Source organism: Enterobacter sp. BIDMC 27, assembly GCF_000534415.1.
In the GTDB taxonomy this organism is placed as follows: Bacteria; Pseudomonadota; Gammaproteobacteria; order Enterobacterales; family Enterobacteriaceae; genus Enterobacter; species Enterobacter hormaechei_C.
Map to the genome: position 1 here is coordinate 4,099,716 of NZ_KI973178.1, position 15,546 is coordinate 4,115,261.

The following is a 15,546-nucleotide window of genomic DNA, read 5'->3' on the forward strand; positions in this document are numbered from 1 at the left end:
ACGTTATCAGACGGGGCGATTAGCCGCCGTAAACGTTAAAATCGAAGTACTTTTTCGCCAGCTTGTCATAGGTGCCGTCCGCGCGCATCTCGGCGAACGCTTTGTTCAGGGCTTCACGCAGTTCGTTGTCTTCTTTACGCAGGCCCATACCGGTACCGACGCCAAAGAGTTTTTCGTCCTTAATGGACGGACCGCCGAACTTGTAATCTTTACCCACAGGCTGTTTCAGGAAGCCTTCGCTTGCCGCCACTTCATCCTGGAATGCCGCGTCAATACGGCCTGCCGTGAGGTCTGCGTAGATGTTTTCCTGGCCCTGGTAAGAGACAATTTCAACCCCCTTTGGCGCCCAGTGCTCGTTGCCGTAGGTTTCCTGCGTCGTACCCTGCAACACGCCCACGCGTTTGCCTTTCAGAGATTCAAGGGTTGGCTGAATGTCAGAGGATTTCGCCACCACCAGACGTGAGTCCGCCGCATAGAGTTTGTCCGTGAAGGCAATCTCCTGCTGACGTTTTTCTGTGATGGACAGGGAGGACATGATCACGTCAATTTTCTTCGCTTTCAGGGACGGGATCAGCGCATCCAGCGGGTTTTCAACGTAGGTACATTGCACTTTAATGCGTTTGCACAGCTCGTTAGCCAGATCGATGTCAAAACCGACCAGTTCTCCCTTCGCATTCTTCGATTCGAAAGGTGCATAGGTTGGGTCAGTTCCAATACGAATTTTCTGCGGAATTGCTGCGAATGCCGCGGTGGCGCTGGAAAAAGCCAGTACCAGAGAAAGTGACAACACCAGTTTTTTCATATCTGTCCTCAACAAACTGTCTTAATACGAGATTTTTACGACGACGGGGTGTTGTTAATGTGCCATTAATCCCCTCATTCAGGCAAAGATTAATGCCTTTGAACGGGAATTTTTGCATTTTAAATGCTTAACTATGCACACAGCGATCCAGTATGGTGCATGTATTGCACCATACTGGAACATAACCCCGTTAAGATGCACCACTTCAGTGCATCTTATTCAGGCATTAATCACCGTAGACGTTGAAATCGAAGTATTTCTTCGCCAGTTTGTCGTAGGTACCGTCTTTACGCAGCTCATTAAACGCTTTGTCGAAGGCGGCTTTCAGCTCGGTATCATTCTTACGCAGGCCAATACCGGTACCGTCGCCAAAGTATTTTTTGTCTTTTACCGACGGGCCGGCAAAGGCGTACTCTTTACCCGCAGGCTGTTTCAGGAAGCCTTCGCTCGCGGCGACTTCATCCTGAAACGCGGCATCCAGACGGCCTGCCGCCAGGTCAGAGTAGATCAGATCCTGGTTCTGGTAAGCCACAACATCGACGCCCTTCTCGCGCCAGTTAGCATTGGCGTAACCTTCCTGGGTCGAGCCCTGAAGCACGCCAACATGTTTGCCTTTCAGCGAGTCGATGGTCGGCTGGATTGGCGAGCCTTTCGCGGCAATCAGACGTGAGTCGGCAGCGTAGAGCTTCTCAGAGAAGGCGATCTCCTGCTGACGTTTTTCCGTGATGGAGAGAGAAGAGATAATGGCATCAATTTTCTTGGCTTTCAGCGACGGGATCAGCGCGTCAAAGTCACTGCCCACCCATGTGCATTTCACTTCCATGCGTTTGCACATCTCATTTCCCAGATCGATATCAAACCCCACGAAGTCGCCTTTCGCATCCTTGGAGGAGAATGGCGCGTAGGTTGCGTCTGTACCGATACGAACTGTCTGTGGAAGCGCTGCATAGCTACTTGCTGCTGCACTCAAGCCCACGAGCAAAGACAGAGCCAGAACCGTCTTCTTCATACATTTACCCTCAAGAACCGTGATTTTATTATGGTTTATGTTGTGTGTTGTGTTGCAGGCTGTTCTTGCAGGTCTTATGCCACATTGTCGTCGGGTTAAAACTTCGACGTTAAATATGTTAATAAAACGTTGCGATACTGCCTTAATGGTGAAAGATAGCAGGTCTGCCGAACGAACCGGAAAGAGAAAAAGGGAAAAAGCGAATTAAATGTCGAGGATATGATCGCGGTTGCAGTTTTGCCCTGAAACAGGGCAAATTGTCTTTTCATGCACCTTGTTTGTGCACAGCTTCACGCCCCCTGCCAGCGGGTAAAGAGATCTTCCGGCAGGTCGATATCGAACTGATCCAGTACGCGGTTAACGGTCTGGTTGATGACATCGTCCAGCGTTTGCGGACGATGATAGAACGCGGGGACCGGCGGCATAATCACGGCCCCCAGTTCGGCTGCCTGCGTCATTAAACGCAGATGTCCCAGGTGCAGCGGCGTTTCCCGCACGCAAAGCACCAGAGGACGACGCTCTTTCAGCACCACATCCGCTGCACGCGTCACCAGCGTGTCGGTATAGCTGTTTACAATGCCGGAAAGAGTTTTAATCGAACAGGGCAAAATAACCATGCCGGCCGTTTTAAACGAGCCCGAAGAGATGCTGGCGGCGATATCGCGGGCATCGTGGACAACGTCAGCCAGGGCCTGAACGTCGCGCAGGGAGAGATCGGTTTCAAGAGAGAGGGTCTGACGCGCCGCCTGGCTCATCACCAGATGGGTTTCTACGCCTGCAACGTCACGCAGCACCTGTAAAAGCCGGACGCCATAAATCGCGCCGCTGGCACCGCTGATCCCTACAATGAGTCGTTTCATGATTTTCGCCCTTGCTGATTTCAGGGCAGACTGTGCAGGATTTTACGGGGAGTTGCAAGTGAGGGCGAGCGCCCTCACCTGCATACGCATCAACCTTCGTTGTGCATCTCTAAGCTTTCGAGATCGTTTTGCAGCTGGACGGCTTTCGCATCGTCGTTACGCAGCGAATCCAGATAGTCGAGATACTGCTGGTCAACGTCTTTCGTTACGTAGATCCCATTGAATACCGAGCATTCGAACTGCTGAATATCCGGGTTCTCGGCGCGCACCGCGTCGATCAGATCGTTCAGATCCTGGAAAATCAGGCCGTCGGCACCGATGATCTGCCGAATTTCGTCTACTTCACGACCGTGAGCAATCAGCTCGTTAGCGGTTGGCATATCAATGCCATACACGTTCGGGAAGCGAATTTCCGGCGCTGCGGAGGCGAGATACACTTTCTTCGCCCCGGCCTCACGCGCCATCTCGATGATCTGCTCAGACGTCGTGCCGCGCACAATGGAGTCGTCCACCAGCAGCACGTTCTTGTCGCGGAACTCGGCACGGTTAGCGTTCAGCTTACGACGTACGGACTTACGACGCAGCTGCTGGCCCGGCATGATAAAAGTGCGGCCCACGTAGCGGTTTTTTACGAAGCCCTGACGGTACGGCTTGTCCAGAATACGGGCAATTTCCAGCGCGATATCACAGGAGGTTTCAGGGATTGGGATGACGACGTCGATGTCGAGATCGTCCCACTCGCGGGCAATCTTCTCACCCAGCTTCGTCCCCATGTTGACGCGCGCGCTGTAAACGGAAATCTTGTCGATGAACGAGTCCGGACGCGCGAAGTAAACGTATTCGAACAGGCACGGGTTGCTCACCGGGTTGTCGGCGCACTGACGGGTAAACAGCTGGCCCTTCTCAGTGATGTAGACCGCTTCGCCTGGCGCGACATCACGCAGGAATTCGAAGCCCAGAGTGTCCAGCGCCACGCTTTCGGAGGCAACCATGTACTCGGAACGGCCATCGCCGAGGTCACGTTTGCCGAGCACCAGCGGGCGAATGCCATTTGGATCGCGGAAGGCCACCATGCCATGACCGATGATCATCGCCACGCAAGCGTACGCGCCACGGATCAGGCGGTTAGTCGCGGCAACGGCGGCAAAAATGTTGTCTGCTTCCAGCGGATAATGGCGGAAGTTATCCAGTTCGCTGGCAAAGATATTGAGCAGGATTTCAGAATCAGAGGTGGTGTTAATGTGGCGACGTTTCTCTTCGAACAGCTTTTTACGCAGCTCGTGGGCGTTGGTCAGATTGCCATTGTGGGCAAGCGTGATGCCATACGGGGAGTTAACGTAAAAAGGCTGAGCCTCAGAGGCGCTGGAACTGCCAGCAGTAGGATAACGAACGTGACCGATCCCCATATTACCTTGCAGACGCTGCATATGGCGGGCTTCAAACACATCGTTTACCAGGCCATTCGCCTTGCGTAAACGGAAGCAGTTGTTTGCATCAATGGTGATGATACCCGCAGCATCCTGCCCACGGTGCTGAAGCACCGTTAACGCGTCATAAATCGACTGGTTTACCGGCATGAAACCGGCGATACCGACAATACCGCACATTCGTCTTTTCCTCGTTAAGCCACATCTCAGGGTTTATGCCCTGGGCAAGAAACTCGACGAGCTTTGCAGATAGTCAAAGAACCATCTGATGATGAAGCTGAACTCCGGAATGAGCTGCGATTTTTGCCAGTCTTCACTTTTGGAGAACCCGGTAAAGGTATCCAGGAAGAACAGGATCGCGGCCACAATGAGCACGCCTCGCAACGCGCCGAAACAGATGCCGAGCACCCTGTCCGTTCCTGACAGACCGGTTTTCTCGACCAGCTGACCTATCACGTAATTGACGATAGCGCCGACAATCAGCGTCGCGATAAACAGCACCGCGATGGCGATTCCGTTTCGGACCAGTTCATCTTCAAAGCCCGTGAACCAGACAGACAGGTAAGTGTAGTAATGACTGGCAACAAAGAAAGCACAACCCCAGGTTACCAGCGATAACGCTTCACGAACAAAGCCACGGATCAGGCTAACCAGACAGGAAAAACCAATCACCGCAATGATGGCGTAATCAATCCAGACCATATGTGTCCCACGATTAAACGCCCTGTCATCCAGTTCGGGGCGAATTCTAACAGAAAAAGAAAACGTTTGCGTAGGGATTTCCTTCCCACGCGTAAATAAAAAAGGCGCTGAAAAAATGCTCAACGCCACCGCACCTTTGACGTTTCTGTGAACGTCTGCCTCCCCCTCACCCCGGCCCTCTCCCCTTTGGGGAGAGGTTTTGGGTGAGGGGGTAATTTCTATCAGTTTGCGCTGTAGTTCATCACCACACCGCTCAGGCCGGAGATTTGCTTCAGCTCGCCAAGCGAACCTTTGAGCTTATCTTTAGACGCATCCGGCCCCACGAGGATACGGGTAATTTTACCTTGTACCGGCGTGGTGGGTGAAGTATAAACACGGTATCCCGCGCCGCGCAGTTTACTCACGATCTCATTGACCTTATCTGCATTTTTCAACGCACCGAGCTGAACGACATAGGCTTTACCCGTAGGGGCTGCGTCCTGTTTTGCCGGCGGTGGCGTTTCTGAGGCGGCTGCCAGTTGCTCGGCCGCTTTATCCCGCTGCGGTTTCGGCTGCGGCTTCTCCACCGGTTTCGGCTTCTCAACAGGCTTAGGCTGTTCTACCGGCACCGGATCAATCTCGATGTTATTGTTCGTCGCCAGACGCGAAGGATCGAGCGACGGCGCGGCTGCATCACCTGCGCGCACCTCTTCCGCTGCGCCTTCTGGCGGCTGGGCAGGCAGCGCCTGCGTTGCCGCTGGCAGCATATCGGGCTCGTCGCGATCGCCCGGTTTGGGTACCAGAGGAATGGCCGCAAATTCATCCTGGTAATGCTTTTTTTGCCCGTCGAGCAGTCCCGGGAGAATAATCACCCCGAGCGCGACCAGCACAATGGTTCCTGTTAAACGGTTCTGAAACTTACTCGCCACCGGTTCTCCCCGCGTCCATCACTTCCATGACATGTGCCACCGTGTGGAATGACCCACACACCAGCACGGTATCTTCTGGTTTAGCCTCCGCCATCGCGGCACGCCAGGCCGAAACCACACTGCTGTAGATTTCGCCTTTGCCGAGATGTTCCATCAACTGCTCAGCAGTCGCGCCGCGCGGCCCTTCCAGAGGAGCACAATACCAGCTATCGACCACACTCTCCATGCAGGCCAGCGTGCCGCCGATATCTTTATCATGAAGCATACCGATAACCGCCAGCACGCGCCCGGTTTTTGGTAACGATTTGAGACGTCCTGCGAGGTACGCCGCCGCATGCGGGTTATGTGCAACATCCAGAATCAGACGCGGTGACTCACTCACAATCTGAAAACGTCCCGGTAACAGTGCGTTCTGAATGCCGTCGCGGATTGCCTGCTCGCTTACCGCTAATCCGCTGGCGCGCAGGGCTGCCAGCGCAGTCGCCGCGTTAGGCTGTGGCACCTGCGGCAGGGGCAGATTCTCCAGCACGCCCTGCGCATCGCTGAAGCGCCAGCCTTTGTCCTGCACCTCATACTGCCAGTCCACGCCGCGACGCAGCAGACGAGCGCCCTTCTCTTTCGCTACCTCAGCAATGGTATGCGGCATGTCCGGTTCGCCTACCACGGCAGGCTTATTGGCCCGGAAAATACCGGCCTTCTCACGGCCAATGCTCTCGCGGTCCGGGCCCAGCCAGTCGGTGTGATCCAGCGCGATGCTGGTGACGACGGCGACATCCGCATCCACCATATTGGTGGCATCCAGACGCCCGCCCAATCCCACTTCCAGGATCACCACGTCCAGCTGCGCCTGCTTAAACAGCCACAGCGCCGACAGGGTGCCGTATTCGAAATAGGTTAATGAGGTTTCGCCGCGCGCAGCTTCGATAGCGGCAAACGACGCCGTATGGGCGGATTCCGCCAGCTCGGTGTTTTGCACGCGCACGCGCTCGGTATAGCGCACCAGATGCGGCGAGCTGTAAACGCCAACCTTGTACCCCGCCGCCATCAGGACAGATTCCAGCGTGCGGCAGGTGGTGCCTTTACCGTTAGTGCCGGCCACGGTAAATACGAAAGGCGCGGGTTTCAACACGTCAAGACGCGCGGCAACCTGGCTTACGCGCTCAAGGCCCATGTCGATAGTTTTACTGTGCAGGTTTTCCAGATAAGAAAGCCACGCGGCCAGGGGCGACGTGGCTTGAGGAATGCTTTTATTTTCCATGATGCCCGGTTGTCATTAACGGTTTAGAAAGCAAAAGGGCAGCGCCATTCGGCCCTGCCCTTTTCAGTTATCAGGCCTCGGGTTCCTGATCCGGTACCACCACGCCTTCGCGCGGCTCGTCCGGGTTCGGCGCCGGCAGATTCATCAGCTTCGCCAGGACGCTTGCCAGTTTCAGGCGCATTTCCGGACGGCGGACGATCATGTCGATGGCGCCCTTCTCAATGAGGAACTCACTGCGCTGGAAGCCCGGCGGCAGTTTCTCACGTACGGTCTGCTCGATAACGCGAGGACCCGCAAAGCCGATCAGCGCTTTTGGCTCAGCGATGTTCAGGTCGCCCAGCATCGCGAAGCTTGCAGAAACGCCGCCCATGGTTGGATCGGTCAGTACCGAGATGTACGGCAGACCGCGCTCCTGCATTTTCGCCAGCGCCGCAGAGGTTTTCGCCATCTGCATCAGGGACATCAGCGCTTCCTGCATACGTGCGCCACCGGAGGCGGAGAAGCAGATCAGCGGGCAGTTGTCTTCCAGCGCCTGCTCAACGGCACGCACGAAGCGCGCGCCAACCACAGAGCCCATTGAGCCGCCCATAAAGGAGAACTCAAACGCGGCGGCAACCACCGGCATCTCGTGCAGGGTGCCTTTCATAACGATCAGCGCGTCTTTCTCGCCGGTCTCTTTCTGCGCAGAGGCCAGACGATCTTTGTATTTTTTGGAGTCGCGGAACTTAAGCACATCTTTTGGCTCCAGTTCGCTGCCCAGTTCTACCAGAGAACCTTCGTCCAGCAGGCTATGCAGGCGGTTGCGCGCCGACATACGCATATGGTGGTCACACTTCGGACACACCTCAAGATTGCGTTCCAGCTCTGCGCGATACAGAACCTGGCCGCAGCTATCACACTTCGTCCATACCCCTTCAGGAATGCTCGCTTTACGCGTTGGGGTAATGTTGCTTTTAATTCGTTCAATCCAGCTCATTGATAACCTTTCTGCCTGAACCTGGTCGTATGCCAGTTTTGCTGTAAGAGGCGAATAATGCCATTTTTGCCTCCAACAGACCATGAATGTTGCACATTAAAACATAACAGCCCGAAACTTTGGATAAAAAAGTGGTCGAACCGCCAGCGTGCATTTACTTCGCTTGCTTTGCCGCCGCGCGTTTGTGACGGATAATTTCGATGACGCCAGGCAGTACGGAAAGCACAATAATCGCTACAATCAGTAACTTAAGGTTTTCCTGAACCACCGGCAGATCGCCAAACAGGTAGCCTGCATAGGTGAACAGCAGCACCCACAGCAGCGCGCCCACCACGTTGTACATGGCAAAATGACGATAGGACATGTGACCCATTCCCGCCACAAACGGTGCAAATGTACGCACAATAGGCACAAAACGGGCAAGGATAATGGTCTTACCGCCATGGCGCTCATAGAACGCATGGGTCTTATCTAAATAACTGCGGCGGAAAATCTTCGAGTCCGGATTACTGAACAACCGCTCGCCAAACACCCGCCCGATGGTGTAGTTGACCGCATCACCAACAATCGCGGCGATGATCATCAGGACCACCATCAGATGGACATTCAGGTCATTCGTTGGCAGTGCGGATAACGAGCCCGCCACGAACAGCAGTGAATCTCCCGGCAGGAACGGCGTAACCACAAGGCCGGTTTCACAGAACAGAATGAGGAACAGAATGGCGTACACCCAGACGCCGTACTGCGCGACCAGCTCCGCCAGGTGAACATCAATATGCAGGATGAAATCAATCAGAAAACGTATTACGTCCATATTGTCTAAGCCCTAATTGCACCTTTGTTTAGTCCGCTAAAAACAGCGGGCCCATTGGCGGTTTTGGCAGGTCGAACCGGTCCGGATAATCCACCGAAACCAGATACAGCCCTTCCGCTTTCGCCGTTGCTGCCGCAAGCGTTCTGTCCTTCGCTGCCAGCAGTTCTGCAATCCAGCTCTCCGGCTGGTGTCCGGCGCCCACTTCCATCAGGCTGCCTACAATATTCCGCACCATATGATGTACAAAGGCATTGGCTTTGATATCCACCACCACATACGCGCCATAACGACTGACGTTAATGTGCATGATGTTACGCCACGGCGTACGGGACTGACACTGCACCGCACGAAACGACGTAAAGTCATTCTCTCCAATCAGACACTGCGCCGCACGCTGCATACGTTCTGCATCCAGCGGTTCATAAAAATGCGTCACGCCCTGGCTTAACACCGCCGGGCGCAGGCGCTGGTTATAGATGACATAACGGTAGCGCCGCGCCGTCGCGCTGAAACGCGCGTGAAAATCATCCGGCACAGCTTTCACCCAACGCACGGCAATGTCACCAGGCAAATTCGCATTTACACCCAGCGTCCAGGCCGCGGCTTTGCGCACGGCGGTGGTGTCAAAATGCACCACCTGCCCCGTGCCGTGAACGCCGGCATCGGTGCGGCCCGCACAGAAGACGCTTATCGGTTCATTCGCCACCTGAGAGAGCGCTTTCTCCAGCTTCTCCTGGACGCTGCGCACCTCATTCTGCCGCTGCCAGCCATAGTATTTACTGCCATCGTATTCAATGCCGAGGGCAATTCTGTGGACCGGCTTTTGTTCCACATCTGACATCAGTACAGATACTCCTGCACCAGTTTTTCCGCGATTTTGACCGCCATCAGCGCGCCGCCAAAACGCACGTTGTCGGCAACGGACCAGAACTGCACCTGCTCCGGCATACCGTAATCGTTACGCACGCAGCCCACAGAGAGATGCGCGCTGCCGGTGGCGTCGCCCACCTGCGTCGGGAATTCGCTCTCTTCGGACAGGACAATGTCCTCACCGCGGCCAAACGCGTCGCGGGCTTCTTCAGCCGCCAGCGGACGCAGGGCTTCAAACCCGACCATCTGCGCGTGGCCGTAAAAGACCGGAGACTGCACGACATTCGCGGAGATCATCAGCCCGTCATCCTGCAAAATTTTGCGTGCTTCATCGACGATACGACGCTCTTCCCGCACCGAACCTTCACGATCCGGCAGCAGCGGCAGCATGTTGAACGCCAGCTGGCGGCCAAAGAAATCATCTTCGTCGATCGGGATACCGTTCAGCAGCTTCGCGCTCTGCCCTGCCAGTGCGTCTACGGCTTTTTTACCGTTAGCGGAGGCTGACAGCAGGCTGGTCACGGAAATACGCGACAGGCCACCGTCGTCGATCAGCGGCTTCAGCGCGGTCAGCAGCTGGCTGGTGAGGCTGTTCGGTACTGCAATGATGTTGCGGTTGCGGTAGTCAGCCAGCACAAACGGGTTGACGTCCGGCACCACCAGCGGCACATCCGGCTCCAGGGAGAACAGGCCGCTCAGGTCGATCACCAGACAGCCTGAACTGGTCGCTTCTTCAATGTAAGACGCCGTGGCTTCCGCACCTGCGGCAAAAAACGCCAGCTGAGCCTGCGTCCAGTCAAACGCGGCGGCATCCTGCACCATCACGGATTTGCCGCCGAAACGCAGATGTTCTCCTGCGCTGTCGGTACGCGCCAGTGCGTAAATCTCACCCACCGGGAACTGACGCTCAGCAAGGGTTTCAAGCAGGGCTTCGCCCACGGCGCCAGTGGCACCCAAAATGGCAATGTTCCAGCCTTCAGACATGGTGGTTTACTCCAGAAATAAAAAGCGTCCCTGCCGAATCATCCGACAGGGAGCATTAAGAAGACATTAACGTGCCGGGTGGTGAACGGCGTTAAATCCCAGTTTATGCAGCAGCCCCGCCGCTGACGCGTCATCGCACATGACATACAGGGAAGACCACTCGCGGCGCTCAAGGTAATTTTTGCGCAGCTTGTCAAACTCACCCGGAATACCCGCCACTTTACGCAGCAGCGCGTCATCGCGGCGCACATCATACACCAAATGCACCAGTCTTTTCAGCGTTGCCTCATCCAGCGGGCCATGAAGGGTAATGCGGCCGAATTCCGGGGCGGGCAGCAGCGTATCCAGCGCCACCTGCTGCGGATGGCCGATAAAGGCGCTGTAAGCCTCAAACACCTGGGTTGTGCCACGCGCTTTGCCTTCAAGGGTATAACCCGCAATATGCGCGGTACCCACGTCCACCTTATTCAGCAAGGCGACGTTGAGATCCGGCTCTGGTTCCCAGACGTCCAGCACGACGCTAAGCTCTTGTCCTTCGTCGAGACATGCCAGCAGCGCCGCGTTATCCACCACCGGTCCCCGGCAGGCATTTATCAGAATAGTGCCAGCCTTCAGACGGCGGATCAGCTTTTCGTCGGCCAGGTGCAGAGTCTTGTACGGCCCCTCTTTAAAGAGCGGCGTATGGAAGGTGATGACGTCGCACTCGTCGACCAGCTCATCCAGCGTGCGGAAGTCGTCTTCATCGCCGTTATCCTTACGCGGCGGATCGCACAGCAGGGTGCGGATACCCCAGGCTTCCAGACGCTTTTGCAGACGTCCGCCCACGTTGCCCACCCCCACAATCCCGACGGTGCGGTCTTTCAGCGCAAAACCATCGCGCTCGGCCAGCATCAATAGCGAGGAGAAAACATATTCCACGACGGCAATGGCGTTACAGCCTGGCGCCGCGGAAAAACCAATCCCCGCCTGCTTAAGCCACTGGTCATCCACATGATCGGTCCCGGCCGTTGCCGTCCCGACAAATTTAACCCCTTTGCCGGTGAGCAGTGCCTCATTTACTTTGGTCACCGAGCGCACCATCAGGGCGTCTGCATCGTCCAGTTCGCTAACCGGAATCGGGCGACCAGGGACAGCCTTAACCTCACCCAGGCGGCTGAATAGCTCACGGGCGTAAGGCATATTTTCATCAACGAGGATTTTCACGTCTGAGTACCTGTTTGAGAGGAAGTAAACCTGCCAAGTGTGCCATAATCTCGCCGCCGGGCATATATCTCCGCCCGGTTACGCAGAGTTTGACTTTAAGGATTTTTGACGATGCAGCCCATTTCAGGTACGCCTCCGCGCCCTCCGGGTGAAGGCCCCGTAACGCCCAACACGCCAGGCGAACAACCGCTCTCCACGCAGCAACGCACCGTACTGGAGCGTCTGATCACGCGTCTTATTGCGTTAACCTCACAGCAAAACGCAGAGGTATGGGCCGGCGTTAAGCACGATTTGGGCGTAAGAAACGATGCGCCGCTACAGTCGCGCCATTTCCCTGCCGCCGAACAAAACCTTAACCAGCGTCTTACCAGCGCACAGCAGCAACATACTACCCGCCAGATTATCTCGCAGCTGACCGAGCTATTGGGCCAGGGGAATAATCGCCAGGCGGTGAGTGATTTTATCCGTCAACAGTACGGTCATACCGCCCTGAGCCAGCTTTCGCAAGAACAGCTGAAAACCGTGTTGACCCTGCTACAAAGCAATCAGCTTTCTATCCCGCAGCCGCAACAGCGCCCGTCTACAGAACGGCCATTGCAGCCTGCGGAGCATAATACGCTCAAGCAGATGGTCACTAAGCTGGCTGCCGCTACCGGCGAACCCACAAAGCTTATCTGGCAATCCATGCTGGAACTTTCCGGTGTGAAAGCGGGCGAGATGATCCCGGCAAAACAGTTTACCCATCTGGTCACCTGGCTCCAGGCGCGTCAGACGCTCAGCACCCAGAGCGCCCCGACCCTGCACAGCGTACAGGCGGCGCTGAAACAACCGTTGGAACCGCACGAGTTCGATACGATCCGGGATTACGCTCAGCAGAGCTGGCAGGCTACGCCGCAAACGGTGCTGACCACCGCGCAGGTGCAGGACGTGCTCAATCAGATCTTCATTCGCCGCGCCGAGCGGGAAGGCGGCATGCCGGAGCTAAGAAACATTCAGCCGATCTACAGCCCGCTGTTTGCCCCCGTAGTTGATACGTTCAAAACGCTTTCTGCCCGTCCGGGATTGATGTTTATCGCGTTGGTGATTGCGCTGGCGATTTTCTGGCTGGTTGCTTAAAACTGCCGGGTGGCGGCTTCGCCTTACCCGGCCTACGGTTCGCGCGGTTGTAGGCCCGGTAAGCGAAGTGTATGACCGGATACATAGGTGACAGATCAGACCGGGAACATAGGTAACACTTTTCAGTCTATCCGGAGCACACTCTGGGTTTTTCGGTCGTAGTACGCAAGCGTTATTCCGTTAAAGATGATGGCCTCAAGGCCATCATCCTGTTCTTCCAGCATGATGTACTCATCAGTCAGCGCTTCACTCAGGAACACCGTCCCCTTTTTCCCCATATAGAGTGTCCCCCTTGATTTCACCCTGTAGACCGTACCTCCTTCCGGATAAGCATATTCAGGAACCCTGCCATCCCAGTGTCGGCCTGAGGGCTGCCATACCGTTCCGGGCGTTGCACCCGCCAGGGCTTCATGCGGCCTTTCGTAGTTAAACTCTTCCCGGTAGTCACTGAACCACCGCTGTTGTTCTTCCATCGTCATAAAGGTGTTGCCCTGTTTTACTGCACTTTTCAGCGAACGGTGCATTCTCTCATGACGGCCGTTTTCTTCCGGATGCCCCTTTCTGATACGTTCCGGTCTGATGCCCAGCTTTATCAGCCAGACTGCAAGGCGACTTAACCCGGCGATACCTGTTCCTGCGAAAGGCTGTCCATTATCCGTTCTCAGGACTTCCGGCAGACCGTACTCCAGGAACGCATCCGTCAGGCACTGCCTGACGAAGGGCTCGCTCTCCCGGTCCGTTCCCCGGCAGCTCAGAAGATACCGGCTGTGATTGTCGGTCAGGGTGAAGGGATGACAGTATTTCCGGCTCAGCAGCCTGAACTTGCCTTTAAAATCAGCGCTCCAGACCTGATTGTTCTCACTGATGATGGTCAGGGGCTGGCGATTGCCCGGGGTTCTGCGTTTTCGCTTTTTATCCGGAACCAGGCCTTCACGCTTGAGGGTATCGCCGATAGTGCTGGCAGCGGGGACGGTAAAATCGACGTGATGATTGAGCAGCCACATCCGCAGTTTTTTGGGGCCCCAGTCAGGGTGTTTCTGCCTCAGGGCCGTAAGCTGCCCGGCGATATCATCAGGAACTGTACGGGAGTGGGAGTGCGGAGCACGCGACCGGTCAGAGAGAGATGACAGGTCAGAGGGGTCAAAACGCTGAAGCCATTTGTAACCGGTTTTTCGGCTGATGCCGAAGAGACGGCAGAGGGCTGAAAAAGAATCCGTACCTGCATGGCAGGCACGGATAAAATCAAGGCGTTGCATAGGTCGGGTCTCAGTCCAGGGCATAGCGAGTCTCCTCTTCTATGCCAGTTATAACTGTTACCCATGTATCCGGTCTAAAGTGTTACCCATGTTTCCGGTTCATACCGAAGCGCCACCGGGCAAAAAACTACGACCTGCGAAACGCCACCAGCGTCACCACAATTCCCACCACCGCTGACACCGCACCGGCCAGGAAGACGGAAGGATAGCCAAACGACGTTGCAAGCAGCCCCGCGAGCGGCCCGGTGATGCCGTATGAGATATCCTGAAACGCCGCATAGCCGCCCAGCGCCGTGCCGCGCACCTGCGGAGCCACGCGCTTCACCACTTCAACGCCCAGCGCCGGGAAGATCAGCGAGCAGCCGCAGCCGGTTAACGCCGCACCCAGCAGCGCAACGGATGCGGAGGGCGCCTGCCAGAGCAGTACCAGCCCCACGGTCTCAATGACAAGTGACACCACGGCCACCTTCACGCCGCCAAAGCGATCCGGCATCCAGCCAAACAGCACGCGCATCAATACAAACGCGCCGCCAAAGGCCGTCAGCGTAAAGCCCGCCATCGCCCAGCCGCGGCTCATGAAATAGAGGGAGACAAAGGTACCAATAACCGCGAAGCCCACCCCCTGAAGCGCCAGCCCGAGCCCCGGCTGCCAGATTTGCCCCACCACGCTCCACAGCGAAGGACGCTCGCCTTTATGGGCGGGCACCTTACGTACCGAACCGTTAAACGCCCACGCCAGCAGCGGCAATACCATGGTGGTGCCTGCCAGCGCCGCAAAACCAAACTGGCTGTGGATCAGCAGCCCCAGTGGAGCGCCTGCCGCCAGCGCGCCGTAAATCGCCATCCCGTTCCAGGACATCACTTTTCCGGAACGCGCAGGCCCCACCAGCCCCATTCCCCAGGTAAGGGTGCCGGTCAGCAGCTGGCTTTCGCCAAAGCCGAGGATCAGACGCCCTGCCACCAGCAGCGCGAATTTATACGCTGCATCTATCGGCAACAGCGCCGCCAGCAGCCAGGCTCCCCCCGCCAGCCCGCAGGCAAACATGCCCTGCAACGCCGAGCGTTTTGCGCCGTGCTGATCCGCCAGGCGACCGGCGTAGCCCCGGGTTAATACCGTCGCTAAAAACTGAATGCCCACCGCAATGCCGACCATGGTGTTGCCATAGCCCAGCTCCTGGTGAACGAACAAGGGGATCACCGGCAGCGGCAGGCCAACGGTCATATAGGTCAGAAACACCGCAAAGGCGATGCGGAAAAGGGAAAGGTTCCCGGAAGGAGCGCTCTTCTCAGGGGTAACAGCCTTCATGCATAACTCCGTGTTCAGGCATAAAAAAAGGGAGCCGCGCGGCTCCCTTCTACTA

At 56.2% G+C, this 15,546-nt stretch carries 15 protein-coding genes; 1 reads left to right on the plus strand and 14 read right to left on the minus strand.

Features of this window, described 5'->3' with window-relative positions; translation table 11 throughout:
- Positions 1–19 precede the first annotated feature (19 nt).
- From hisJ to pdxB, 12 genes are all read right to left on the minus strand, one after another.
- The gene (hisJ, locus tag L463_RS03575; RefSeq protein WP_032102740.1) at positions 20–802 is read right to left on the minus strand and encodes a histidine ABC transporter substrate-binding protein HisJ; all 783 of its coding nucleotides are present in this window, start codon (positions 800–802) and stop codon (positions 20–22) included.
- Between the two features lie 226 nt (positions 803–1,028).
- Complete coding sequence (argT, locus tag L463_RS03570; protein WP_023295091.1) at positions 1,029–1,811, minus strand: lysine/arginine/ornithine ABC transporter substrate-binding protein ArgT; 783 nt, start codon at positions 1,809–1,811, stop codon at positions 1,029–1,031.
- A gap of 290 nt (positions 1,812–2,101) precedes the next feature.
- Positions 2,102–2,671, minus strand: coding sequence for a UbiX family flavin prenyltransferase (locus tag L463_RS03565; RefSeq protein WP_015572254.1), 570 nt, complete (start codon positions 2,669–2,671; stop codon positions 2,102–2,104).
- Between the two features lie 89 nt (positions 2,672–2,760).
- The gene (gene purF, locus L463_RS03560; protein WP_006811407.1) at positions 2,761–4,278 is read right to left on the minus strand and encodes an amidophosphoribosyltransferase; all 1,518 of its coding nucleotides are present in this window, start codon (positions 4,276–4,278) and stop codon (positions 2,761–2,763) included.
- Positions 4,279–4,311: 33 nt separating this feature from the next.
- Positions 4,312–4,800, minus strand: coding sequence for a colicin V production protein (gene cvpA / locus L463_RS03555; protein WP_000262116.1), 489 nt, complete (start codon positions 4,798–4,800; stop codon positions 4,312–4,314).
- 221 nt (positions 4,801–5,021) lie between these two features.
- Positions 5,022–5,708: a cell division protein DedD gene (gene dedD, locus L463_RS03550; protein WP_023300639.1), complete on the minus strand. Its 687-nt coding sequence runs from the start codon at positions 5,706–5,708 to the stop codon at positions 5,022–5,024.
- Positions 5,698–6,966: a bifunctional tetrahydrofolate synthase/dihydrofolate synthase gene (gene folC / locus L463_RS03545; protein WP_023295092.1), complete on the minus strand. Its 1,269-nt coding sequence runs from the start codon at positions 6,964–6,966 to the stop codon at positions 5,698–5,700. The genes dedD and folC overlap by 11 nt, the downstream gene beginning before the upstream one ends.
- 70 nt (positions 6,967–7,036) lie before the next feature.
- Positions 7,037–7,942: an acetyl-CoA carboxylase, carboxyltransferase subunit beta gene (gene accD, locus L463_RS03540; protein WP_014884667.1), complete on the minus strand. Its 906-nt coding sequence runs from the start codon at positions 7,940–7,942 to the stop codon at positions 7,037–7,039.
- 154 nt (positions 7,943–8,096) lie between these two features.
- Positions 8,097–8,756, minus strand: a complete 660-nt coding sequence (locus L463_RS03535; RefSeq protein WP_032673263.1) for a DedA family protein — start codon at positions 8,754–8,756, stop codon at positions 8,097–8,099.
- Between the two features lie 28 nt (positions 8,757–8,784).
- Positions 8,785–9,597 carry a tRNA pseudouridine(38-40) synthase TruA gene (gene truA, locus L463_RS03530; RefSeq protein WP_032102741.1) on the minus strand — a complete coding sequence of 271 codons (813 nt, stop codon included), beginning with the start codon at positions 9,595–9,597 and terminating at the stop codon, positions 8,785–8,787.
- Positions 9,597–10,610 (minus strand): aspartate-semialdehyde dehydrogenase, encoded by a 1,014-nt coding sequence (locus L463_RS03525; RefSeq protein WP_023304157.1) that lies wholly within the window; start codon positions 10,608–10,610, stop codon positions 9,597–9,599. The genes truA and L463_RS03525 overlap by 1 nt, the downstream gene beginning before the upstream one ends.
- Positions 10,611–10,676: 66 nt before the next feature.
- A complete protein-coding gene (gene pdxB, locus L463_RS03520) occupies positions 10,677–11,813 on the minus strand; it encodes a 4-phosphoerythronate dehydrogenase PdxB (protein WP_017383446.1) in 1,137 nt (378 codons plus the stop codon).
- Between the two features lie 111 nt (positions 11,814–11,924).
- Between pdxB and flk the strand changes: the two genes are divergently transcribed.
- Positions 11,925–12,929: a flagella biosynthesis regulator Flk gene (gene flk / locus L463_RS03515; protein WP_032102742.1), complete on the plus strand. Its 1,005-nt coding sequence runs from the start codon at positions 11,925–11,927 to the stop codon at positions 12,927–12,929.
- Between the two features lie 122 nt (positions 12,930–13,051).
- Here the strand turns inward: flk and L463_RS03510 are convergent, their stop codons facing one another.
- Both L463_RS03510 and L463_RS03505 read right to left on the minus strand, forming a co-directional pair.
- Positions 13,052–14,209: a DDE-type integrase/transposase/recombinase gene (locus L463_RS03510; RefSeq protein ID WP_032673059.1), complete on the minus strand. Its 1,158-nt coding sequence runs from the start codon at positions 14,207–14,209 to the stop codon at positions 13,052–13,054.
- Positions 14,210–14,312: 103 nt separating this feature from the next.
- Positions 14,313–15,491, minus strand: coding sequence for an MFS transporter (locus L463_RS03505; RefSeq protein ID WP_023295094.1), 1,179 nt, complete (start codon positions 15,489–15,491; stop codon positions 14,313–14,315).
- Between the last annotated feature and the right edge of the window lie 55 nt (positions 15,492–15,546).